This window comes from Janthinobacterium sp. LM6, assembly GCF_002002885.1.
Taxonomy (GTDB): Bacteria; Pseudomonadota; Gammaproteobacteria; order Burkholderiales; family Burkholderiaceae_D; genus Janthinobacterium; species Janthinobacterium kumbetense.
Map to the genome: position 1 here is coordinate 6,117,505 of NZ_CP019510.1, position 20,006 is coordinate 6,137,510.

The window sequence follows — 20,006 nt, forward strand, 5'->3', positions numbered from 1 at the left end:
AAGTGGGTCAGACGAGAATGGCGGCCAGGCGGCGCATCAGGCGCTCGATGGCGGCCGGGCCGTCGGCCAGCATCGCCACCTGCGTGTTGATGGGTGCGCGGCGCGGCACGCGGAATTCGCACACCGTCATGCCGCGCGTCAGTTCGCCCGTCAATTCGATGGCCACGTGGGCGCTCTGGAACTGGAACAGCTGCGGCGCTTCCAGGTACAGGGCCACCACGGGGTCGTACATCGGCATGGGCACGGAACCGTCGCTGCTGCGGATGCGCACATACGCTTCCAGGTAGCCGGCCAGACGCTGCGCGCGCGGCGTGCCGATGGCGCGCAGCTGCTCCACTTCCAGTTTAGTGACCAGCAGCTGGCGGCACAGGTTCAAGCCGAACATGCGCAGCGGGATGCCGGCCTGGAAGACCTGGGCGGCCGCTTCCGGATCCGCATAGATATTGAATTCGGCCGCCGCCGTGTGGTTGCCCTGGTCGGTCGAGCCGCCCATCAGGATGATTTCGACGATTTTTTCCGCGATGTCGGGCGCCTTAGACAATGCCGTGGCCAGGTTCGTCATCGGCGCAATCGCCATGATGGTGATCTGGCCAGGATACTTGCGCACGGCGGCGATCAGCGCGTCGACGGCGTGGCCGGCAGCATCCGTGGCGGCGCCGGGCGGCAGGATCGCGCCCGTCGTCGGCATGCCGCTGTCGCCGAGGATGCGCTGTGCCGTTTCGATGACGCCGGCCAGCGGCTCTTCGCAGCCGCGGTAGATCGGCACCGTCAAGCCATCATGGGCCTTGATGCGCAAGGCGTTGTCGTAGGTGATATCGACGGGCGCATTGCCCGCCACCACGCTCACGCCCAGCCACTCGATATCGGGATTGCTGCCCAAGAGCAACATCGTCAGCCAGTCGTCGAAACCGGGATCGGTATCGAGCCATATCTTTTTCAAGGATTGGGTCATGATGCTTTCCAGTAAGAAATCAGGCACCCAGCCACAGGGCGCTGTCGGACGGCAGCACGAAGGAGACGGCCGTGCCTTCGCGCCAGGCGGCGCCGCCGGCCGCGCAAATGCCCTTGACCTGGCCCAGCGGCGTTTGCAGCAGGTATTCGACGGTGTCGCCCAGGAAGCCCCGCGCCAGCACGGTACCCGGGTATTGACCGGCCGCGTCGTCGGCCGCGCACACGCGCACCTTGTCCGGACGCCAGCCCAGCACCGTGGTGCCGGCCGCGACGGGCGACGTGTACGGCAGGCTGGCGCCCGCGTGGTGCAGCGCGCCGTCGCGGTAGTCGAACAGGTTCTCGAAGCCCATGAAGTTGGCAACGAAGCGCGTCGACGGCGTGTTGAAGACGGCTTCCGGCGCCGCCAGTTGCTCGATGCGCCCGCCATTCATGACGACGATGCGGTCGGACAGCGCCAGCGCTTCTTCCTGGTCGTGCGTCACGTACAGCATGGTGATGCCCAGCTCGCGCTGGATGCGGCGCAGTTCGGCGCGCATCTGCACGCGCAGCTTGGCGTCCAGGTTCGACAGCGGCTCGTCGAGCAGCAGCAGGGCCGGCTCGACGACGATGGCGCGCGCCAGCGCCACGCGCTGCTGCTGGCCACCGGACATCTGCGCCGGCAGGCGCGTTTCAAAACCGGTCAGGCCGACGGCGGCGATCACCGCTTCCACCTTCGTTTTCAGCAAAGCTGGCGCGACCTTGCGCAAGCGCAAACCGAAAGCGATGTTGTCGTATACACTCAAGTGCGGGAACAGCGCGTACGACTGGAAGACCATGCCGATATTGCGCTTGTTCGGCGCCAGCTTGCCGATTTCGCGGCCATCGAGCACGATGCGGCCCGACTGCAGCGGCATCAGGCCGGCGATGGCGCGCATGGTGGTGGTCTTGCCGCAGCCGCTGGGGCCCAGCAGGGAAATCAGCTCGCCCTGCTCGACGTGCAGGTCCAGGTCTTTCACGGACGTCGTGTTCTTGGCGTAGCCGAGGTTCAGCTTGTGCAGTTCCAGATAACTCATGGTGTGTTGCCTCTTACATGTATTTAGAAATGCCCAGCACCTTCTCGGTCACCATCACGAAGGCCATGGTGAACAAGACCAGCAAGGTCGACAGGGCAGCGATCGACGGATCGAAGCTATTTTCCATATGCCCCAGCATCTCGATCGGCAAGGTGCTGATGCCGGGACCCGTCAGGAACAGCGAGACGGGCACCTGGTTGAACGAGGTGACGAAGGCGAGGAAGAAGGCGGCGATCACGGCGTTGCGGATATTCGGCAGCACGATCATGAAGAACGCCCGCAAACGCGACGCGCCCAGGGTGATGGCGGCATCCTCGATATCGACGCGCAGGTTCACCAGGCTGGCGTACACGACGCGCACCGAGTACGGAATCAAGAGCGCGATGTGGCCGATCAGCAGGCCCACGTACACGGGCGCATTGATCGTCAGCACCAGGTGGTGCAGCAAGCCCAAACCGACCAGGATGGCGGGAATGATCAGCGGCGACGTCAGCACCTGGCGGATGGCACCGATGCCGGGTGGCGGCATGCGCGAAAACGCATACGCGACGGGAATGCCCAGCAACAGCGCGATGACGGTGGCGATCAGGCCGATTTCCAGACTGGTCTGGAAGGCGCGGCGGAACTCGGGCGCCGACCACACTTCGAGGATCCAGCGCAGCGAATACGACTCGGGCGGGAACGCCAGCGTTTCGCCGCCGCTGAAACCGGCCAGCACGACGATGGCGAAAGGCCCCAGCAGGAACAGGAACACGAGCCACAGGACGGCACGCGAGAAGACACTTTCTTTCATACGGAACTCCGGCTCGAGGAAATACGTTTAAGGCCGGCGTTGACCAGCAGGGTCATGCAGACGAGGATGACGGCGATGACATTCGCCGCGCCGAAATCGCTTTCCACGCTGACCTTTTGGTACAGCAGGGTTTCCAGCATCAGCACCTTGGTGCCGCCCAGCAGGGCCGGCGTCACATAGGCCGTCACGCAGCCCGTAAACACCAGGGTGCCACCGACGACCAGGCCTTCCTGGGTCAGCGGCAGGGTGACCTTGCAGAATACTTGCCATGGATTCGCGCCCAGGGTGGCGGCAGCCGGTTCCACGTCGCGCGGCAGGTTTTCCAGCGCGCCCGCCAGCGACATCAGCATCAGCGGCAGCAGCAGTTGCAGCAGGCCGACAAACACGGCGAACTCGCTGAACAGCAAACGCAGCGGCTCTTCCGTCAAGCCCATGTTGACCAGCGCCGCGTTGACGGCGCCGTTGCGGCCCAGCAGCACGATCCAGGCGTAGGTACGCGCGATCGGCGAGACCATCAGCGGCAGGATCATCATGCCCACCACCAGGCCGCGCCACTTCGGCGACACGCGCGCCACGGCTTGCGCGGCCGGATAGCCGAGGATGATGGAAGCGAGCGTCACCAGCGCGGCAATGCGCAGGGTGCGCCAGAAGATGGTGCGGTTGAATTCCTGCGAGAAGAATTCGATGAAGCGGTCGACACCCCACTGCATGCCGTCGCCGACGCGGAAGGCGTCGACCAGCAAGGCCAGCACAGGCAGCAGGAAGCAGACAACGATAAAGATCAGCGCCGGCAGGACCAGCAGCAGTCCCAGGCGCTTTTTTGGATCAGCAAACATGGTGTTTTCTCCTCGTCACCACTATTTGCTCATGGCCTTGTTCCACTGCGTCATCCAGTTGCTGCGCTGTTTGATGATGGTTTCCGGCTTGACGAATTTCAGCGAATTGATCTGATCGGCGCCATAGGTGTTGAATTGCGCGGCGGCCACCGACAGGCGCACGTCCTTGTTGACGGGCGAGTCGACCAGGTTGGTCGCCAGCTGCGTCTGCACTTCCTTGGACAGCCAGAAATCCATCAGCTGGTACGCCAGGTCCGCATTCTTCGAGCCGGCAACGATGCCCATCACGTTCATGCCGGCCGCCTGGCCTTCGGCCGGGATGCTCCACTTCAGGGGCAGGCCCGTCTTGAGCATTTGCGACCAGGTAAAGCGCGCCACGGGCGCGGCCCAGATTTCATCCTGGGCGAACAGGGCGGCCAGCTGCGCGCTGTTCTTCGAGAACGTGACGACGTTGCCCTTCATGCCGACGATCTTCGCAAAACCCGTGGCGTAGTCGTCCGTCTTGCCGCCCCAGGCCGCATCGGCCATGCGCAGCATCAAGGGGCCCTGCGTGGTGCTCACGTCGGGGAAGGCCACGCGGCCCTTCAGTTCGGGGCGCCACAGGTCTTTCCAGGACGTCAGCGGGGCGATCTTGTCGCTGCGGTACACCAGGCCGACCGAATACAGCGTGTAGCCGACGGCGAAATTGCCGCCGACGGGGTTTTTCGCCACGTCGTACAGGGCCTTGTAATTGCTCAGCCTGGAGTAATCCATGGGCTGGATGACGCCCTTTTGCGCCGCTTCCAGCATGCCGGAATCGGACAGCAGCACCAGGTCGATCACCGGGTTCTTGGCGTGCACCACCAGCTTGGCGATGCGGTCCGCGTTATTCCCCGTTTCCACCTTGATATCGCAACCGCATTTGGCCTTGAACGGCTCGTACACATACTTCATGAACAAGGGCTGGGCAATCGGGTAGGCCGAAATGACCAGCTCGCGTTTTTCCGCGTGGGCGGCGTTGGCCAGCAAGCCTAGGCTCAACGCCAGCATGAGGTGCTTTTTCAAGATGCTTCCTTTCAGGGGACGGCGCTGCGGGACAGCGCCTGTAAAGATGAATCAGACTCAGAAATAATGTCGCATGCCGACGATCAGCACGCTTTGCGTCTTGCCGCCCGAGGCGCCGAAGCCGAACACGCGCGCGAACGTCGCATCACCGGCCGCTTTCTGGTAGCTCCAGGTGATGGCGACATCGGTGCGCTTGGACAGGAAGTAATCGGCCTGGAAGTTGACCTGATGCCATTTCGGCGTCTTGTTGATCACATCATATTTACCAGTGGTAAAGAAATACGACGCGCCCAGGTTCAACGCTTCCGTCAGCTTGTGGTTCACGTTCAGGTCCACGTTTTGCAAGGTCAGGTTGCTTTGGTCCAGGTAGTGGTAGCGCACATTGGTGTACAGCGCGCCGAACTTGGTCCTGCCCACATTATAAAAGCCTCCCGTGCCGGCGATGGCCTGGCTGTCCACGCCCGCGCCCTTGACGGCGCTCTTGTTGAAGATCAACAGGGAGCTGCCGTAGTCATTGCCGATGGCGCCGTTCGGCGCGTCCGGGCTGTTCGGGCGATCCATCTTGGTGTAGGCAACGGCCCAGCTGAAGGCATCGACCTTGTAGCCGGCGCCCATGCTGTAGACGCGGTTGCGGTTGGCATCTTCCGGATTTTCGCTGAAACCGTACAAACCCGTAAACGACAGGTTGCTGATGTTCGGGCTGACGTACTTGACGGCATTTTGCACGCGCAGGTTGTTGTAGCCATTGTCGTTGTCGCCGATGTGCACGCCGTTACTGGCGATGACCACCGGGCCCAGCAGATCCTTGACGGCTTCGTACTGGCGGCCCAGGGTCAAGGTGCCCTTGTCGTTGCTCGACAGGCCAACATACGACTGGCGGCCGAACAAACGACCGCTTTGCGAGGCCGTGCCCGTCATCACGTTAAAACCGTTTTCCAGCGCAAAGACGGCCTTGGTGCCGTTGCCCAGGTCTTCCTGGCCGCGGAAACCGATGCGGGGATTCTGATTCGTGCCGCTCAGCGCGTGCGTGCGGCTGCCGTTACCCTCATCCGATACATAGCCGATACCGGCCGACAGCAAGCCATACACTTGCACGCTGCTTTGCGCCTGCGCCGCGCCCTGCGCCGCCAGCAAGCCCCCAACTACCATCGTTCCCGTCATCCATTTGTTCATCGCCGCCACCCTAAAAAGAATAAACCCTGAGTTTTTTTGGAATTATTTTATTGATGCGTCCCTTGCCTGGCACACCGCCGCAAGTGCCGGCGCCGCATTCCAGGCTCTTCTCCCGAATGTTGTTGCATTCGAGACAAGTAAAGACCAGTCCAGAATATGGTAAATTGCGGGATAAGAAAATTTGTTTATTTTTATAAATCCATTACTTTTTCTAATAAGCAAAACCATGCATGAGTTGAGCAAGAAGATTTCCTTACGACATTTGCAAGCGTTTGCCACCTTAGCCCGGGTAAACAGCTTCAGCAAGGCTGCACAGGAATTGTGCGTGACCCAGCCGGCCCTCAGCGCCTCGATCAAGCTGCTGGAAAATCAACTGGGAAAAAAGTTGTTTAACCGCACAACCCACCAGCTGGAACTGACGCGCGAAGGCAAGCTGGCGCTCGATTACGCCACGCATTTATTGAATACGGCGAGCAATACCTTTGCCGACATCCAGCGCGCCATCGGCAGCGGCCGCCACCGCATCCGCATCGGCGCCATCCCCTCGGCCATGGCGATGACGGCCGTGGTGGTGGCGCGCTACTGCGAGCAGCATGGCGATGAAGTGGAAATCGTCCTGTCGGACATGCCCAACGACGGCTTGCTGCACGCGCTGCATTCGGGCCAGCTGGACTTTTGCGTGGGCATCGAGGTGCCCGGCTCCGTGTCGCTGGAAAGCGTGGGCCTGTTCGAGGACGAGCTGGTGCTGGTGACGGCGGGACGCCATGCGCTGGCGCCGCTCAAGGAAGTGCGCTGGGAGCAATTGGCGGGCCAGGAAATCGTCGTGTTTACCAAGGGCAGCATCTGGGAGTTCGCCTCGAGCGCGCTGCGCCAGCATGGCCTGAGCCCCTCAAACCTGTACCAGATGATACACAGCGAGTCGCTGTATGGCGTGGTGCGCGCCGGCATCGCCGTGGGCATCATGCCCAGCCTGTACACGACTTTCCTCAACGACGAGGACTTGCACGTGGCGCCGCTGCGCCAGCCCACCTGCAAGCGCAAGATCGCCTTGATGCGGCGCAATGAAATCAGCCGCAACCACCATGTCGACGACTGCTTTTCTGCCCTGCGACAGGATTTACAGCAGGTCGACCAGTGGTTTTAAGTTAAAACTCAAGCAGGTGCCTTCAGCAAGTTCGCCAAAGCAACATACTGCTCCAGGCCCACGGTTTCCGGACGCAGGGTCGGGTCGATGCCGGCCGCCTTGATCTGCTCTTCCGTAAACATCCCGGCCAGGCAGTTGCGGATCACCTTGCGGCGCTGCGAGAAGGCCTTCATGACCACCGCTTCCAGGGTCGCCTGGTCGCACGCCAGGCGCTCGGCCACGGGGATCATGCGCACGATGGCCGATTCCACTTTCGGCGGCGGGTCGAAGGCCGTCGGCGGCACGATGAACAGCAGCGACATGTCATAGCGCCATTGCAGCATCACGGACAAACGGCCATACGCCTTGCTGCCCGGTTCGGCCACCATGCGCTCGACGACTTCCTTTTGCAACATGAAATGCTGGTCCTGCACCAGCGGCGCGAAGTCCGCCAGGTGGAACAGCAGCGGGCTGGAGATGTTGTACGGCAAGTTACCCACGATGCGCAGCTTCTGGCCGGCCGGCACGGGGATTTGCGCGAAATCAAACTTCAGCGCATCGCCCGAGTGGATCGTCAGCTTGGCCGGATTGAAGGTCTTTTCCAGGCGCACGATCAGGTCGCGGTCCAGCTCGACCACATGCATCTGTTTCAAATGGCGCAGCAGCTGCTCCGTCATGGCGCCCAGGCCGGGGCCGATCTCGACCATGGCATCGTCCGCCTGCGGCGCGATGGCGGCCGTGATGTCGTCGAGGACGAAGCGGTCATGCAGGAAGTTCTGGCCAAAGCGTTTGCGGGCAACGTGTTTCATATTCTGTTTTTCTATTCTAGAGGCGGTGTAGCGGGGTAAAACCGGTAGGTATCAGGCGCGGGTGCTGGCGCGCAGCATGCCGAGCGCCGTTTGCAGGGCGTGCTCCATGCTGTGGCAATCGGCCAGCCCCAGCCCTTGCGCGGCCAGGTCCAGCGCCGTGCCGTGGTCGACCGAGGTGCGGATCAGCGGCAAGCCCAGGGTGACATTGATGCCGCGCCCGAAGGTCGCGTATTTCAGCACGGGCAAGCCCTGGTCGTGGTACATGGCCAGCACGCAATCGGCATCGGCCAGGTATTTGTGCTGGAACAAGGTGTCGGCCGGATACGGTCCGCGCGCATCGATGCCGCGCGCTTGCGCCGCGGCAATCGCCGGAGCGATGACATCGATTTCCTCGCGTCCCAGGTAGCCGCCCTCGCCCGCGTGCGGGTTCAGGCCGGTAACGAGGATGCGCGGCGCAGCGATGCCGAATTTCTGTTGCAGGTCGCGCTGAATAATGTCCAGGGTGATGGCCAGGCTGTCCATCGTGATGGCGGCGGACACGTCCTTCAAGGGCAGATGCGTGGTGGCCAGCGCCACGCGCAGGGTCGGTTCGCCATGGCCGGGTTCGCCGGCCAGCATCATCACCACCTGCGGCGTATCGGTTTTTTCTGCCAGGTATTCCGTATGGCCGGAAAAGGCCACGCCGGCGTCGTTGATCGTGCTCTTTTGCAAGGGTGCCGTGACCATGGCGCCAAACCAGCCGGCCTGGATACCTTCCACGGCCGCGTCCAGGGTGGCGAGCACGGAGCGCCCGTTTTCCTTGTCCAGCACGCCAGGGATGACATTATTGACGGTGGGAATATCGATCACGGCCAGGCGGCCCGGGCCGAACTGCGGCAAGCCGCTGTTGCGCACGGCTTGCAGCGACAGCGCCGCCAGGCGGATGTCCGGGTCGATCAGGCTGGCCGTCAGCGCCAGGAAGGCGGCGTCGCCCAGCAGGATGCAGTTGACTTCATTGCGCATGGCCCAGGCGGCGCGTATGGAGATTTCCGGGCCGACACCGGCCGGTTCGCCGCAGGTAATGGCGATGGCCGGACGGCGTGCAAGGGGCAAGTTACTCATGCGCAATGAATCAGCAGCATTACTGATCATCCGCGCGGAATTCGACGTAGGCACGGTCGCGCACTTCGCGCGCCCAGTTTTCCGTCGCTTCTTCCAGCTTGCGTTCGCGCAAGGCATTGCGTGCGGCGGCGCGCTGTTTCTCTTTAGAAACATCGTCGCTCTTACGTTCCAGCACTTCGATCAGGTGGAAGCCAAAGCTCGATTCGATCGGCTGGCTCACTTCGCCCGGTTTCAGCGCATTCATCGCCGTTTCGAATTCCGGCACGGTGTCGCCTGGATACAGCCAGCCCAGGTCGCCGCCCTTGGCTGCGGAACCGTCGTTCGAGAACAAGCGGGCCAGGTCTTCGAACTTGGCGGCCTTGTTATCGAGACGCTCTTTCAATTCCAGCAATTTGCGCTTGGCTTCGGCAGCCGACAAGGTCGGTGTTACTTTCAGCAGGATGTGGCGGGCATGCGTCTGCTGCACGGCAGCGACGGCTTGCGCTTCGGCCGCGCTGCGGCGGTCCACCAGCTTGAGGATGTGGAAACCGGTGTTGCTCTTGATGATAGGCGTGATCTGGCCCGGCTTCAGTTTCAGCAGCTGTTCCGTGAACAGCGGCGGCACGCGGTCGCTATGGCGCCAGCCGATATCGCCGCCGCTCAGCGCATCGCTGGCGTCGGAATAGGTGGCGGCCATCTTGGCGAAATCGGCACCCGTGCGCAGCTGGCGGCTGACTTCTTCGGCGCGCGCGCGGCGCGCGGCGATCTGTTCGGGGCTGGAATTTTCCGGAATGCGCACGAGAATCTGCGCCAGGTTCAGTTCCACCTGTTCGCTGGCCGCCGCTTTTTCCGCTTCCAGGAAGTTATCCACTTCGGAATCGGAAATCTGGATCTTGGCGTCGACTTCATGCTCGCGCAGGCGCTGCATGATGATTTCATCGCGGATTTCTTCACGGAAAGTCGCAAACGGCGTGCCTTCCTTTTCCATCTGGTTGCGCAGTTCCTGCACCGTCATTTTTTGCTGTTCAGCAATACGGCTAATCGCGCGGTCCAGGGTCAGGTCATCCACGCGCACGCCCATTTCCTTGGCCAGCTGCATTTGGGCGCGTTCGACAATCATGCGCTCCAGCAATTGACGACGCAGGTCGGCAGGATCGGGCAAGGGCACGTTCTGCGCCTTCATGCGCTGCTCCACGCTCTTGATGCGGGCCGCCACTTCATTACGCGTAATCACCTCGTCATTGACGACGACGGCGATGGAGTCGATGGTCTGGCCACTGCTCGAGGCCGGTGGTGTGAAACCCTTGACTGGTGCAGCTGCCGCAGGCGCGGCAGTTGCCGGCTTGGCGACAGGCGCTGACGCAGCCTGTTGCGCCCAGACACTACTGGTCGTGGCGCCGGAAATGGCGCACAACAAAACCGTTGCAATTTTGAGTTGGTGCATACTGGCATTACGCATAATGTGTAGAGCGCTCATGAGTTCAGGTGAATAAAAAAACCGGTTTGTGCCAGCGCCGGGAACACCGGCGGCGGCAACGGTGCCTATCTTAACGGAGTGGCTGGCTCAGTGTCTGGTAACCAGGGATGGTTTTTGTAAAAGTTTCCAGGCCATTCGCGCCCAGGCCCAGGCCATTCGACAAGCCCGTCAATTCCAGCTGGAAGAAGATCGGCGTCGAAACAGTCTTGGCCGTCGTCACGAAACGCTGCGCGCCCATGCGGAACACCCAGCAATCGCCCTTGTATTCCAGGCCGACCAGGCTTTCCAGCATGCTGCGATTCTTCAAGGAGTAACTGATGCGGCCCACGCCATACAGGCGGTCCGTCAACGGCCATTGCGTCGATACTTCCGCATTGCGCCAACCAGCATCTCCACGCTGGAAACGATTGCTGAAATTCAATACTTTCTTGGCACCAGGCTGATATTGCAATGTGTAGTTGTAGTTCATCAACTGGCGATCGCTGGGATTGTACTGCACCAGGCTGTCGGCGGTCCAAGTCTCGGACACGCGGCCCGTCGCCGCCAGCAGGATGTCCGAACGCGACTGGTTGACGGGCGTGGTCGAATTGAGCTGCACGCGCTGGTCGGCAAAATAGAAACGCTGGCCGAAGGTCAGGCGCATGCGTTCCGTGCCGTCCGCCTGCAGGAAACGCGATACCAGGGCGGCAGTGACCTGGTTGGCGTCGCCGATACGGTCGCTGCCGACAAAACGGTTTTCCGTGAAGATCTGCGTCAGGTTGAAGGTGCCGTCGGCCGTATCGAATTTCGGGAACTGCGACTGGTCGCGGTACGGCGTATAGACATAGAACAGGCGTGGTTCCAGAGTTTGCGTGCCACCCTTGGCGCCAAACAGATTCGTGTCGCGTTCAAACACCAGGCCGCTGTCGACCGAGAAAGTGGGCACGGCACGCGTAAACGAGGTCGTCTTGAACTGCAGCGCCTTGGTTCTGGCATCGTTATCAAGCTGATACGCGCTGGCATTGAGCATCAGCTTGGGCGTGACGAAGTAGCCAGGGCGCACGATGGGGAAACTCACCTGCGGCACGGCCACGAGGCGCGACCCTTGCACCTGGGTCGGATGGGCGAAGCGCGTCGCTTCCGCGTCGAAGGTCCAGTCGAAGCCGCCCCAGACGTCATATTTGCCAGCGTGGAAGTTCACCGCCGGCAAGCGGTCATACGGGCGCGGCACGGTCGCCGTGGGATCGGGATCCTGCAGCACCTGGTAATTCTGCACGCGCGCCGTCAGGCTCCAGTCCTCGGTGCGGTAATCGGTGCGCAATTCGCGCAGCAACTGGCGCTCGGTGGCGGTGGCGACGGTTTTCGAAAAATCGTTCGGGTAATTATTGTCGGACGCCTCGCGCAGATCCCAGCTGTAACTCCAGCCCTTGGCCAGCGCCTGCTCATGCTTGGACTTGATCATGTAGCGGTTGGTCTTGGTTTGCTTGTCGTTAGGCAAGAATTCAAACGACGTTTCGCCCTGGTACAGGCCGGCATCCGTCTCGCCCATGTAGCGGCCCGTCGCACCGAGCTGGATGCCGCGCCGCTGGATGTAGCGCGGGTACAGGGTCAGGTCGCGGTTCGGCGCGATGTTCACGTAATACGGCATCAGCAACTCGAAACCGTTCTTCGAGGCAAAGCCCGGCGTGGGCGCCAGCCAGCCCGAGCGGCGCGCGCCCGACAGCGAAAACGAGATGCCCGGCGTGCCCAGGATCGGCACGTCCTTGAAATAGATGATGGTCTTGCTGCCGGTACCCACGTCGCGGCCCGTATCGAGGTTCAAGGTGCTCGATTTCAGGTACCAGTCCGGATTCGGCCCCTCGCAGGTACTGTAGGTACCGTCGATGACAGTGGCTTCGTCGGGGTTGATGAAGTCGACGCGCTCGGCCTTGCCCTGGCCGCCGCCCACTTCGAAGCGGTATGTCGGATTGAGCAGGAAACCCTTGCCGGTCTCCATGTTCAGCTTCAGGACGTCGCCCGTGTAGTAATCGCCGAAACGCCACATCTTGATATGGCCCTCGGCGTCGAACTCATCTTCAACTTGTTTGTAACAAGCTGTATCGGCCGTCATTTTTGTGGTTTTTCCGCGCTCAATCACGACATTCTGATCGAGATTGAGCTCCCTTTCGGGGCGTCCCTTCATGCTGTTCGCCGTCATGACGGTGGGCGCGTCGGGATCTTCCACATGAACCGGGCGCGGCGCTTTCTGGGCGTGGACAGGCACCGTCGTGGCGGCGACGAGCGCGCTGATGGCGAAAGCCCAGCGCTGCGAAGGGGGGGAGGCCGAAAACCAGCTCATGAATTGGAAGGGGCAAGCACCATTGACAGGCGATTTTTTGATTTGAATCCCTTATTATATGGGAATCTGTGCGACACGCCTTAAAGCTCGGGTAGCTGGCCCCGGTCGCAACGTAGCAGTAACGGCTAGCAGCGCAGGAACTGCGCAGGCAAATCCCTGGTTTACCAGTGATAAAACAGTGAGGGGCTCCCCGGAGTACCCATTCTTAGCAAGACAAGACACGCTACGAGAAGGTGCCTTGTCAGTCTTATACGCCCGCCGAATCACCGGCGAGTCGCTATTCCTTTGCCTGTTTTGTTTACATAAAACATTGAAACTGTAGTTTATTTGCAAAGCTTGTGGATATTTTACATTTGCTTACAATTTTCTATATTTCAACAGTTCTCTGCAAGACTCGGTTGTCTCTCAGCTGAGTCATACCCGAGTGAAACTCTTCGATATCTTGTCATGCTTCAGTGCTGCAACTGCTGCCATGACCGGATGTACGACCATCTGTCACCTACTTGAGTGTGCGTCGCCGGTAACGGCGGGGTGCAAAGCCTCAGGGACAACGTACCCCCATTCTTTTCCGGCAGCCCGGCGTGCGAACGCCTGGCTGGAGACTGCGAGCAGCGATGCGGTCTAGGGGCTAGGTGAGTGCTGCAAGGGTAATGTTATGTGAACCATCGTTTGAACCCTCGTAAATATTAATAGGCCAAAGCTGCTGGCAGGCCTAAACCAAACGGTATGTGGCCGGTTATCTCCGTGGATTCTGGGGATACGTCGTCATTCAGCCACCGGGGGAAAGATGGGCCCTAAACAGCCAGTCGCGATGTAGTTGTCGCGTCGATATCGTTGGGAACGTGGTAAGCCCGATTCCCTGCCGCTCGATCAAAGAACCGAGATAGCGGCAAGCAAACCGCAAGGCACGCCCTTGGGGGAGCGGGTAGAGGAGGATGGAGAAAGCGAATGCCGGGCTGTAATGGTCCGGATAGGGATTCAAGATTTGTCCCGGCCTGAAAAGGTGCCCACTTTCATCTGGTGTAATAGTCGTCATACGACTGTACTGGCTCCAGGCAGTCATCATTTTCAACCACCCCGAAGGGATGCAGCTCACCCTTCGGGGTGCGCTGTATCTCGTCGGAACAACTACACGAGGTTCAGCATGAAAGTAACCGCTAGCAGTCTTGCCGGTTCTGCGTCCTCGCACGTGCCAACTGAATGGGTCGCCATCAACTGGCGGCTCGTACAACGCAACGTGAGAGCCATGCAGCATCGATTAACGAAGGCTACACAGGAAGGCAACTGGCGCAGGGCGAAAGCGCTGCAAAGGTGGCTAACCCACTCGTTCAGCGCGAAAGCGCTGGCAGTTAAACGAGTGACAGAGAATCAAGGCAAACGAACCGCAGGCGTGGACCAGCAGTTGTGGGACTCAGCAACGCAGAAGTTCGCTGCCATTGCGCAGTTGAAGAAACAAGGCTATCGGCCCCTGCCATTACGGAGGGTCTTTATTCCCAAGTCAAATGGAAAGATGCGCCCACTGGGCATCCCTACCATGCGGGACCGGGCGATGCAGGCACTTCACCTGTTGGCCTTGGATCCGATCTTGGAAACGCTGAGTGATCCCAACTCATACGGGTTTCGCAAAAATCGCTCAACGGCCGACGCGATGTCGCAAATTTTTCTCCAGACCTGTCGGAAAGTCTCGGCAACCTGGGTGTTAGATGCGGATATCGAAGGTTTTTTCGACAATATCAACCATCAATGGCTGGTCGACAATGTCTTCATGGATAAGTTGATCCTGTCTAAATGGCTGAAATCCGGGGTAATTGACCGGAAGCAATTAATGGCAACCACAGCTGGAACGCCACAGGGCGGCATCATCAGCCCTGCCCTTGCGAATTGGACGTTGAACGGGCTGGAGACTGAACTGATTGCGCACCTCGGTGCGAAATTCGGCAAGTCAAAGGCAGGCAAGCTCAAAGTCGGTGTCGTGCGATATGCGGACGATTTTGTCGTTACCAGTGGATCGAAGGAATTGCTGGAGACGGAAATCAAGCCTTGGATCGAAGCATTTCTTGCAGTCAGAGGATTGCGACTGTCCAGTGCCAAAACCAAGATCGTGCACATCGATGAGGGCTTCGACTTCCTGGGGTGGAACTTCCGAAAATATTCCGGGACACTACTCATCAAGCCAAGTAAGAAGAACATGAAAGCGTTCTATGAAAAGCTGAGGAAGACGATCAGCGAAAACATCGGGGCGAAGCAGGAGAATCTCATTCGATTGTTGAACCCCATGCTGCGGGGCTGGGCGCAATATCACAGCCCTGTAGTCGCCAAGGAGGCGTTTTCGACGATGGAGTCGCTGCTGTACTGGCGGCTTCGTCGCTGGGCAATGCGCAGGCATCCGAAGAAAACTGACAGTTGGATACGCGACCGATACTGGCGCCCAACCGAAAGTGGAAATCGGGTGTTTGCAGCGGACGTTGTCACAAAGAATGGCAATAAGGCCATGAAGGAACTGTACTCGTTACCTGGTACAGCGATTCTGCGTCACACGAAGATCAAGGGCGGCTATCACCCCTACGATCCGCAATGGGAACTGTACGGCGAAACCCTTCGGCAGGAACGCATGTTGAAAAACATGTCTTACCGGCGTGAGTGGGCCAAGCTCTACCTCGACCAACGTGGCTTGTGCGCTCTGTGTGGATACGAGATGAACATGGAAACCGGATGGCATGACCACCACATAGAACACCGTGTGGCAGGTGGTTCCGACGCCCTTGGAAATCGCGTATTATTGCACCCAAATTGCCATATAAATGTGCACGCAAACGATTTACACGTTGCGAAGCCGGTCCCTGCATAGGGACTTTTATTATGCTTGAGCCGTGTGCGGTGAAAGTCGCACGCACGGTTCTTAGGGGGGAGAGCTTCCAGCAATGGGGTTCTCCTACCCTCCGCACCATCAACCCGATTCCACAGGCCGCTTAATGTCATTCTCCCCCAATTCCCCTGCCGCGCCGGCCTCCGCCGACGCTCGCCTGACCCTGTTGAAAGCCTGGTTGGCCCCGCTGAACCTCGTTGCGCCCGATTCCGCCCGCCCCGCTTCCAGCGATGCGAGCTTCCGCCGCTACTACCGTCTCGATGTGCTGCCTGGCAATACAACATTGCCAGGAAGTACATTAATTGCCATGGATGCGCCGCCCGAGCGCGAAAACGTGCCCGCCTTCGTCAAGGTGGCCGGCTTGCTGAAAGGCGCCGGCGTGTCCGTGCCCGACATCATCGCGCAAGATCTGGAGCAGGGCTTCCTGCTGCTCTCCGACCTGGGCACGACCACCTACCTCGACGCCCTGAACCACGACAACGCCAGCGTGCTGTACGCGGAAGCGCTCGAATCGCTGATGAAAATCCAACTGGCCAGCCAGCCGGACGTCTTGCCCGAATTCGACCGCGCCTTCATCCTGCGCGAAATGAATCTGTTCCCGGAATGGTTCATCGGCAAGCACCTGGGCGCCACCTTGACGGATGTGCAACAAACCCAGCTGGACAAGGTCTTCGAAGCCATCACGGCGAATATCTTGTCGCAGCAGCAAGTTTTCATGCACCGCGACTACCATTCGCGCAATTTGATGCACATCAACGATGGTTCGATCCCCAATCCCGGCATCCTCGATTTCCAGGACGCCGTCTTCGGCCCCGTCACCTACGACATCGCCTCGCTGCTGCGCGACGCTTATATCCAGTGGGATGAAGAACTGGTGCTCGACTGGGTGATCCGCTACTGGCAGCGCGCCAAGCAACTGGGCTTGCCGGTGAATCCCGACATCGACGCCTTCTACCGCGATTTCGAATTCACGGCCCTGCAGCGCCATTTGAAAATCCTCGGCCTGTTCGCGCGCCTGAATTACCGCGATGGCAAGGATCTGTACATGGGCGACCTGCCAACCGTGCTCGACTACGTGCGCAAGACGGCCAACCGCTATACGGAACTCAAGCCGCTGGTGCGTTTGCTCGATGCATTGGAAAACAAGACCCCGCAAGTCGGCTATACATTCTAGGCACCTTCCCGCTGCGCGGCGTGTCCGCGCAGCCGACTTACCGATACTGAAAACGACTACCCATGAAAGCCATGATCTTTGCCGCAGGCCGCGGTGAACGGATGCGTCCGCTTACCGATACCTGTCCCAAACCGCTGCTGAAAGTGCGCGGCCGTCCGCTGATCGTCTGGCACGTGCTGAACCTGGTGCGCGCCGGCATCACGGACATCGTCATCAACCATTCCCACCTGGGCCACCAGATCGAGGAAACCCTGGGCGACGGCAGCGCGTATGGCGCGCGCATCGCCTATTCGCCCGAGAGCACGCCGCTGGAAACGGCGGGTGGCATCGCCCAGGCGCGCCACCTGCTGGGCGAGGAACCATTTCTCGCCATCTCCGGCGACATCTATTGCCCGTATTTCGACTTCAAGCAGGTACTCGACGTGCTGGCCGACAAGGACGTGCTGGGCACGCCGTATCCGGCCGACCAGCGCGACATCGCCTGGACGTACCTGGTGCCCAATCCCGACTTCCATCCAACAGGCGACTTCGGCCTGACCTTGTTCGCGATCAACAATACGGACGATACCAAGTGGACCTTCGCCAACATCGGCGTGTACCGTCCCGAGATGTTCGACGGCATCGCGCCCGGCAGCCACGCCAGACTGGGCGATTTGCTGCGCCAGTACGCGGACCAGGGCCGCGTGGGCGGCGAAGTCTATACTGGCGAATGGACGAATGTGGGCACGCCGGCACAACTCGACGCCCTCAACGGCGTCACGGCAAAGGCCAGCGCAACATGATGGCCAACTACGCGGCACGGCGCGCGGCGCTGCTGGCGCAGATGCTGCCGGGCAGCGTGGCCATCCTCGCCACGGCGCCCGAAGTGCCGCGCAACAGCGATTGCGATTATCCGTACCGCCACGACAGCTATTTCTATTACCTGAGCGGCTTTACGGAACCCGACAGCGCCGTGGCCCTCGTGGCCGCCAGCGCCACGGCGCCGGCGCGCGCCATCCTGTTTTGCCGCGCCAAGAACACGGAGCGCGAAATCTGGGACGGTTTCCGCCACGGCCCCGAGGCGGCGCGCGCCAGCTTCGGCTTCGACGCCGCCTTCCCCATCGAGGAACTCGACGTGGAAATGACGCGCCTGCTGGCCGACGTCCCCGCCATTTACTATGCGCTGGGCGGCAGCCTCGATGCGCAGGTCAAGGTCTGGCGGCACAATGTGCGGCAAAAGGCCCGCAGCGGCGTCACGGCGCCCGCCATCGCGCATGACATCCATGGCATGCTCGACGCCATGCGCCTGCTGAAAGACACGCAGGAACAGCAGTTGATGCGCCGCGCGGCCGCCATTTCCAGCGCGGCCCACGCGCGCGCCATGCGCGCCACGCGGCCCGGCATGCACGAATACGCGCTGGAAGCGGAGCTGCTGTACGAATTCCGGCGCAGCGGCGCCCAGTTCCCTGCGTATTCCTCCATCGTGGCTGGCGGCGGCAACGCCTGCATCCTGCATTACAGCGCCAACAACGCGGTATTAAAAGACGGTGAGCTGGTGCTGGTCGACGCCGGCTGCGAACTCGACGGCTACGCCTCCGACATCACGCGCACTTTTCCCGTCAACGGCCGCTTCAGCGGCCCGCAAAAGGCGCTGTATGAACTGGTGCTGGCCGCGCAGCAGGCGTCGCTGGACATGGTGCGCCCCGGCTTGCCGCACAGCGCCATCCACGAGGCGGCCGTGCAGGTGCTGGCGCAGGGCATGCTGGACCTGGGTTTGCTTGACCGGCAAAAAAGCGGCGGCGTGCAGGACGTCATCGCCGACAAGGCCTATATGCCCTTCTACATGCACGGCACCAGCCACTGGCTGGGCATGGACGTGCACGACGTGGGCGCCTACCGCGACACGAGCGCGCCCGGCAAGCCATGGCGCGCGCTGGAGGCTGGCATGGTGCTGACGGTGGAACCGGGCATCTACGTGCGCCCCGGCGCGGGCGTGCCGGAGCAGTTCTGGCATACCGGCATCCGCATCGAAGACGATGTGCTGGTCACGCCGCAAGGCCATGAAATCTTCAGCACGGCGCCCAGGAGCGTCGCTGAAATCGAACAACTGATGTCACAGGATTAACGCCGCCGCATGCATACACCGTCCACTTTCGATCTCGCCATCTGCGGCGCCGGCCCCGTCGGCATGGCGCTGGCCGCCCTGCTGGTGCAGCGGGGCAGCCGCGCCGCCGGCATCGCCCTGCTCGACGCCAAATCCCTCGACCAAGCCAGGCGCGACCCGCGCACCATCGCCCTGTCGCACGGCAGCCGCCAGATACTCGAGGAAGCGGGCGCCTGGCCCGTGGCAGCGACCCCGATTCACCAGATTCACGTTTCGCGCCGCGGCAAGTTCGGGCGCAGCCTGATGGACCGCGGCGAGCATGGCGTCGAGGCGCTCGGCTATGTGGCCCGTTACGGCGCCGTCGTCAGCGCGCTGGCCGACGTATGCGAACGCCTGGGCGTGGCCAGTTTGCGCCCGGCCCTGGTCACGGGCAGCGCGGAGGATGGCGACGGCGTGTCCGTGCAGATCGACCAGGCTGGCGCCGCGTCGAGCTTGCGCGCCAGCCTGCTGGTGCAGGCCGAGGGCGGCCTGTTCGGCCAGCAGCAGGAGCGCGCCGTCAGCCGCGATTATGGCCAAAGCGCCATCATTGCCCATGTGCGCGTAAGCAGCCCCATCGCCCACCGCGCGTTTGAACGCTTCACCGACGAAGGGCCGCTGGCCCTGCTGCCGCAGGACGACGGCTACGCGCTGGTCTGGTGCGTGCCGCCCACGCGCGCGGAACAGTTGCTGACGCTGGACGACGCGGCCTTCCTGGCGCGCCTGGGCGCCGCCTTCGGCAGCCGCCTGGGGCGGTTTACCCACACGACGCCGCGCCTGGCCTATCCGCTGGGCCTGAACGCCCAGGCGGGCGGCACGGCGCGCACGGTCGCCATCGGCAATGCGGCGCAAACCCTGCATCCGGTGGCGGGACAAGGCCTGAACCTGGGCTTGCGCGACGCCGCCGTGCTGGCCCGCGTGCTGGCGCAGGACAGCAGCCCGGCCGGGCTGGAACGCTACGCCAGCCTGCGCCAGGCCGACCGGGGGCTGACCGTGCGCGTCACCGACACCATGGCGCGCATCTTCACGGGCAACGCGCCCACGCAAGGCTTGCTGGGCCTGTCGCTGGGTCTGCTGGACGCATTTCCCCCTGCACGCAAGACGCTGGCCGAGCTGATGATGTACGGCCGCCGCTAAGTCTTAGCAATAAGGAAAGGGCACGGGCGAAAAAGAAACAGGCGGGCGATCCGAC

16 protein-coding genes are annotated in these 20,006 nt (G+C 61.4%); 6 read left to right on the forward strand and 10 right to left on the reverse strand.

From position 1 onward, the window contains the following. Positions 1 to 7 precede the first annotated feature (7 nt). Genes BZG29_RS26900 through BZG29_RS26925 form a run of 6 tightly spaced genes read right to left on the reverse strand, consistent with a single transcriptional unit; the run spans position 8 to position 5,849 of the window. Entirely contained in the window at positions 8 to 952 is a 945-nt protein-coding gene (locus BZG29_RS26900; RefSeq protein ID WP_253192720.1) for a nucleoside hydrolase, read from the reverse strand. A gap of 19 nt (positions 953 to 971) precedes the next feature. Continuing rightward, a complete protein-coding gene (locus tag BZG29_RS26905) occupies positions 972 to 2,003 on the reverse strand; it encodes an ABC transporter ATP-binding protein (protein ID WP_077408787.1) in 1,032 nt (343 codons plus the stop codon). 13 nt (positions 2,004 to 2,016) lie between these two features. Next, the gene (locus BZG29_RS26910; protein ID WP_077408788.1) at positions 2,017 to 2,796 is read right to left on the reverse strand and encodes an ABC transporter permease; all 780 of its coding nucleotides are present in this window, start codon (positions 2,794 to 2,796) and stop codon (positions 2,017 to 2,019) included. Then, entirely contained in the window at positions 2,793 to 3,632 is an 840-nt protein-coding gene (locus BZG29_RS26915) for an ABC transporter permease (RefSeq protein ID WP_034778816.1), read from the reverse strand. The genes BZG29_RS26910 and BZG29_RS26915 overlap by 4 nt, the downstream gene beginning before the upstream one ends. 21 nt (positions 3,633 to 3,653) lie before the next feature. Next, positions 3,654 to 4,676, reverse strand: a complete 1,023-nt coding sequence (locus BZG29_RS26920) for an ABC transporter substrate-binding protein (protein ID WP_253192721.1) — start codon at positions 4,674 to 4,676, stop codon at positions 3,654 to 3,656. 57 nt (positions 4,677 to 4,733) lie between these two features. Further along, entirely contained in the window at positions 4,734 to 5,849 is a 1,116-nt protein-coding gene (locus BZG29_RS26925; RefSeq protein ID WP_253192722.1) for a porin, read from the reverse strand. A 226-nt stretch (positions 5,850 to 6,075) separates the two neighbouring features. On the opposite strand from BZG29_RS26925, the gene BZG29_RS26930 reads away from it, so the two are divergent. Next, a complete protein-coding gene (locus BZG29_RS26930; protein WP_077408791.1) occupies positions 6,076 to 6,993 on the forward strand; it encodes a LysR family transcriptional regulator in 918 nt (305 codons plus the stop codon). An 8-nt stretch (positions 6,994 to 7,001) separates the two neighbouring features. Here BZG29_RS26930 and rsmA read toward each other — a convergent pair whose 3' ends face one another. The 4 genes from rsmA to BZG29_RS26950 all read right to left on the reverse strand — a co-directional run bounded on the left by rsmA (position 7,002) and on the right by BZG29_RS26950 (position 12,655). Next, on the reverse strand, positions 7,002 to 7,781 hold the full coding sequence (gene rsmA, locus BZG29_RS26935; protein WP_076573213.1) for a 16S rRNA (adenine(1518)-N(6)/adenine(1519)-N(6))-dimethyltransferase RsmA: 780 nt from the start codon (positions 7,779 to 7,781) through the stop codon (positions 7,002 to 7,004). A 51-nt stretch (positions 7,782 to 7,832) separates the two neighbouring features. Beyond that, positions 7,833 to 8,882, reverse strand: coding sequence for a 4-hydroxythreonine-4-phosphate dehydrogenase PdxA (gene pdxA / locus BZG29_RS26940; protein WP_077408792.1), 1,050 nt, complete (start codon positions 8,880 to 8,882; stop codon positions 7,833 to 7,835). 19 nt (positions 8,883 to 8,901) lie between these two features. Next, positions 8,902 to 10,305, reverse strand: coding sequence for a peptidylprolyl isomerase (locus BZG29_RS26945; RefSeq protein ID WP_253192723.1), 1,404 nt, complete (start codon positions 10,303 to 10,305; stop codon positions 8,902 to 8,904). Positions 10,306 to 10,408: 103 nt separating this feature from the next. Further along, complete coding sequence (locus tag BZG29_RS26950) at positions 10,409 to 12,655, reverse strand: LPS-assembly protein LptD (RefSeq protein ID WP_077408794.1); 2,247 nt, start codon at positions 12,653 to 12,655, stop codon at positions 10,409 to 10,411. A 1,144-nt stretch (positions 12,656 to 13,799) separates the two neighbouring features. On the opposite strand from BZG29_RS26950, the gene ltrA reads away from it, so the two are divergent. The 5 genes from ltrA (at position 13,800) to BZG29_RS26975 (ending at position 19,951) form a co-directional block, all read left to right on the forward strand. Further along, complete coding sequence (ltrA, locus tag BZG29_RS26955) at positions 13,800 to 15,503, forward strand: group II intron reverse transcriptase/maturase (RefSeq protein WP_077408795.1); 1,704 nt, start codon at positions 13,800 to 13,802, stop codon at positions 15,501 to 15,503. 124 nt (positions 15,504 to 15,627) lie between these two features. Then, positions 15,628 to 16,695 carry a phosphotransferase gene (locus tag BZG29_RS26960; protein ID WP_077408796.1) on the forward strand — a complete coding sequence of 356 codons (1,068 nt, stop codon included), beginning with the start codon at positions 15,628 to 15,630 and terminating at the stop codon, positions 16,693 to 16,695. 62 nt (positions 16,696 to 16,757) lie between these two features. After that, positions 16,758 to 17,477, forward strand: coding sequence for an N-acetylmuramate alpha-1-phosphate uridylyltransferase MurU (gene murU / locus BZG29_RS26965; protein WP_077408797.1), 720 nt, complete (start codon positions 16,758 to 16,760; stop codon positions 17,475 to 17,477). After that, the gene (locus tag BZG29_RS26970) at positions 17,477 to 18,799 is read left to right on the forward strand and encodes an aminopeptidase P N-terminal domain-containing protein (protein ID WP_171985184.1); all 1,323 of its coding nucleotides are present in this window, start codon (positions 17,477 to 17,479) and stop codon (positions 18,797 to 18,799) included. Before murU ends, BZG29_RS26970 begins: the two co-directional genes overlap by 1 nt. Positions 18,800 to 18,808: 9 nt before the next feature. Continuing rightward, on the forward strand, positions 18,809 to 19,951 hold the full coding sequence (locus BZG29_RS26975) for a UbiH/UbiF/VisC/COQ6 family ubiquinone biosynthesis hydroxylase (RefSeq protein WP_077408799.1): 1,143 nt from the start codon (positions 18,809 to 18,811) through the stop codon (positions 19,949 to 19,951). Positions 19,952 to 20,006 lie beyond the last annotated feature (55 nt).

Coding starts and splice junctions, on each gene's coding strand:
- BZG29_RS26905 (WP_077408787.1), bottom strand. CDS start 2,003: ATGAGTTATCTGGAACTGCACAAGCTGAACCTCGGCTACGCCAAGAAC.
- BZG29_RS26975 (WP_077408799.1), top strand. CDS start 18,809: ATGCATACACCGTCCACTTTCGATCTCGCCATCTGCGGCGCCGGCCCC.
- BZG29_RS26960 (WP_077408796.1), top strand. CDS start 15,628: ATGTCATTCTCCCCCAATTCCCCTGCCGCGCCGGCCTCCGCCGACGCT.
- BZG29_RS26925 (WP_253192722.1), bottom strand. CDS start 5,849: ATGAACAAATGGATGACGGGAACGATGGTAGTTGGGGGCTTGCTGGCG.
- BZG29_RS26900 (WP_253192720.1), bottom strand. CDS start 952: ATGACCCAATCCTTGAAAAAGATATGGCTCGATACCGATCCCGGTTTC.
- BZG29_RS26970 (WP_171985184.1), top strand. CDS start 17,477: ATGGCCAACTACGCGGCACGGCGCGCGGCGCTGCTGGCGCAGATGCTG.
- BZG29_RS26950 (WP_077408794.1), bottom strand. CDS start 12,655: ATGAGCTGGTTTTCGGCCTCCCCCCCTTCGCAGCGCTGGGCTTTCGCC.
- BZG29_RS26930 (WP_077408791.1), top strand. CDS start 6,076: ATGCATGAGTTGAGCAAGAAGATTTCCTTACGACATTTGCAAGCGTTT.
- ltrA (WP_077408795.1), top strand. CDS start 13,800: ATGAAAGTAACCGCTAGCAGTCTTGCCGGTTCTGCGTCCTCGCACGTG.
- murU (WP_077408797.1), top strand. CDS start 16,758: ATGAAAGCCATGATCTTTGCCGCAGGCCGCGGTGAACGGATGCGTCCG.
- BZG29_RS26910 (WP_077408788.1), bottom strand. CDS start 2,796: ATGAAAGAAAGTGTCTTCTCGCGTGCCGTCCTGTGGCTCGTGTTCCTG.
- pdxA (WP_077408792.1), bottom strand. CDS start 8,882: ATGAGTAACTTGCCCCTTGCACGCCGTCCGGCCATCGCCATTACCTGC.
- rsmA (WP_076573213.1), bottom strand. CDS start 7,781: ATGAAACACGTTGCCCGCAAACGCTTTGGCCAGAACTTCCTGCATGAC.
- BZG29_RS26945 (WP_253192723.1), bottom strand. CDS start 10,305: ATGCACCAACTCAAAATTGCAACGGTTTTGTTGTGCGCCATTTCCGGC.
- BZG29_RS26915 (WP_034778816.1), bottom strand. CDS start 3,632: ATGTTTGCTGATCCAAAAAAGCGCCTGGGACTGCTGCTGGTCCTGCCG.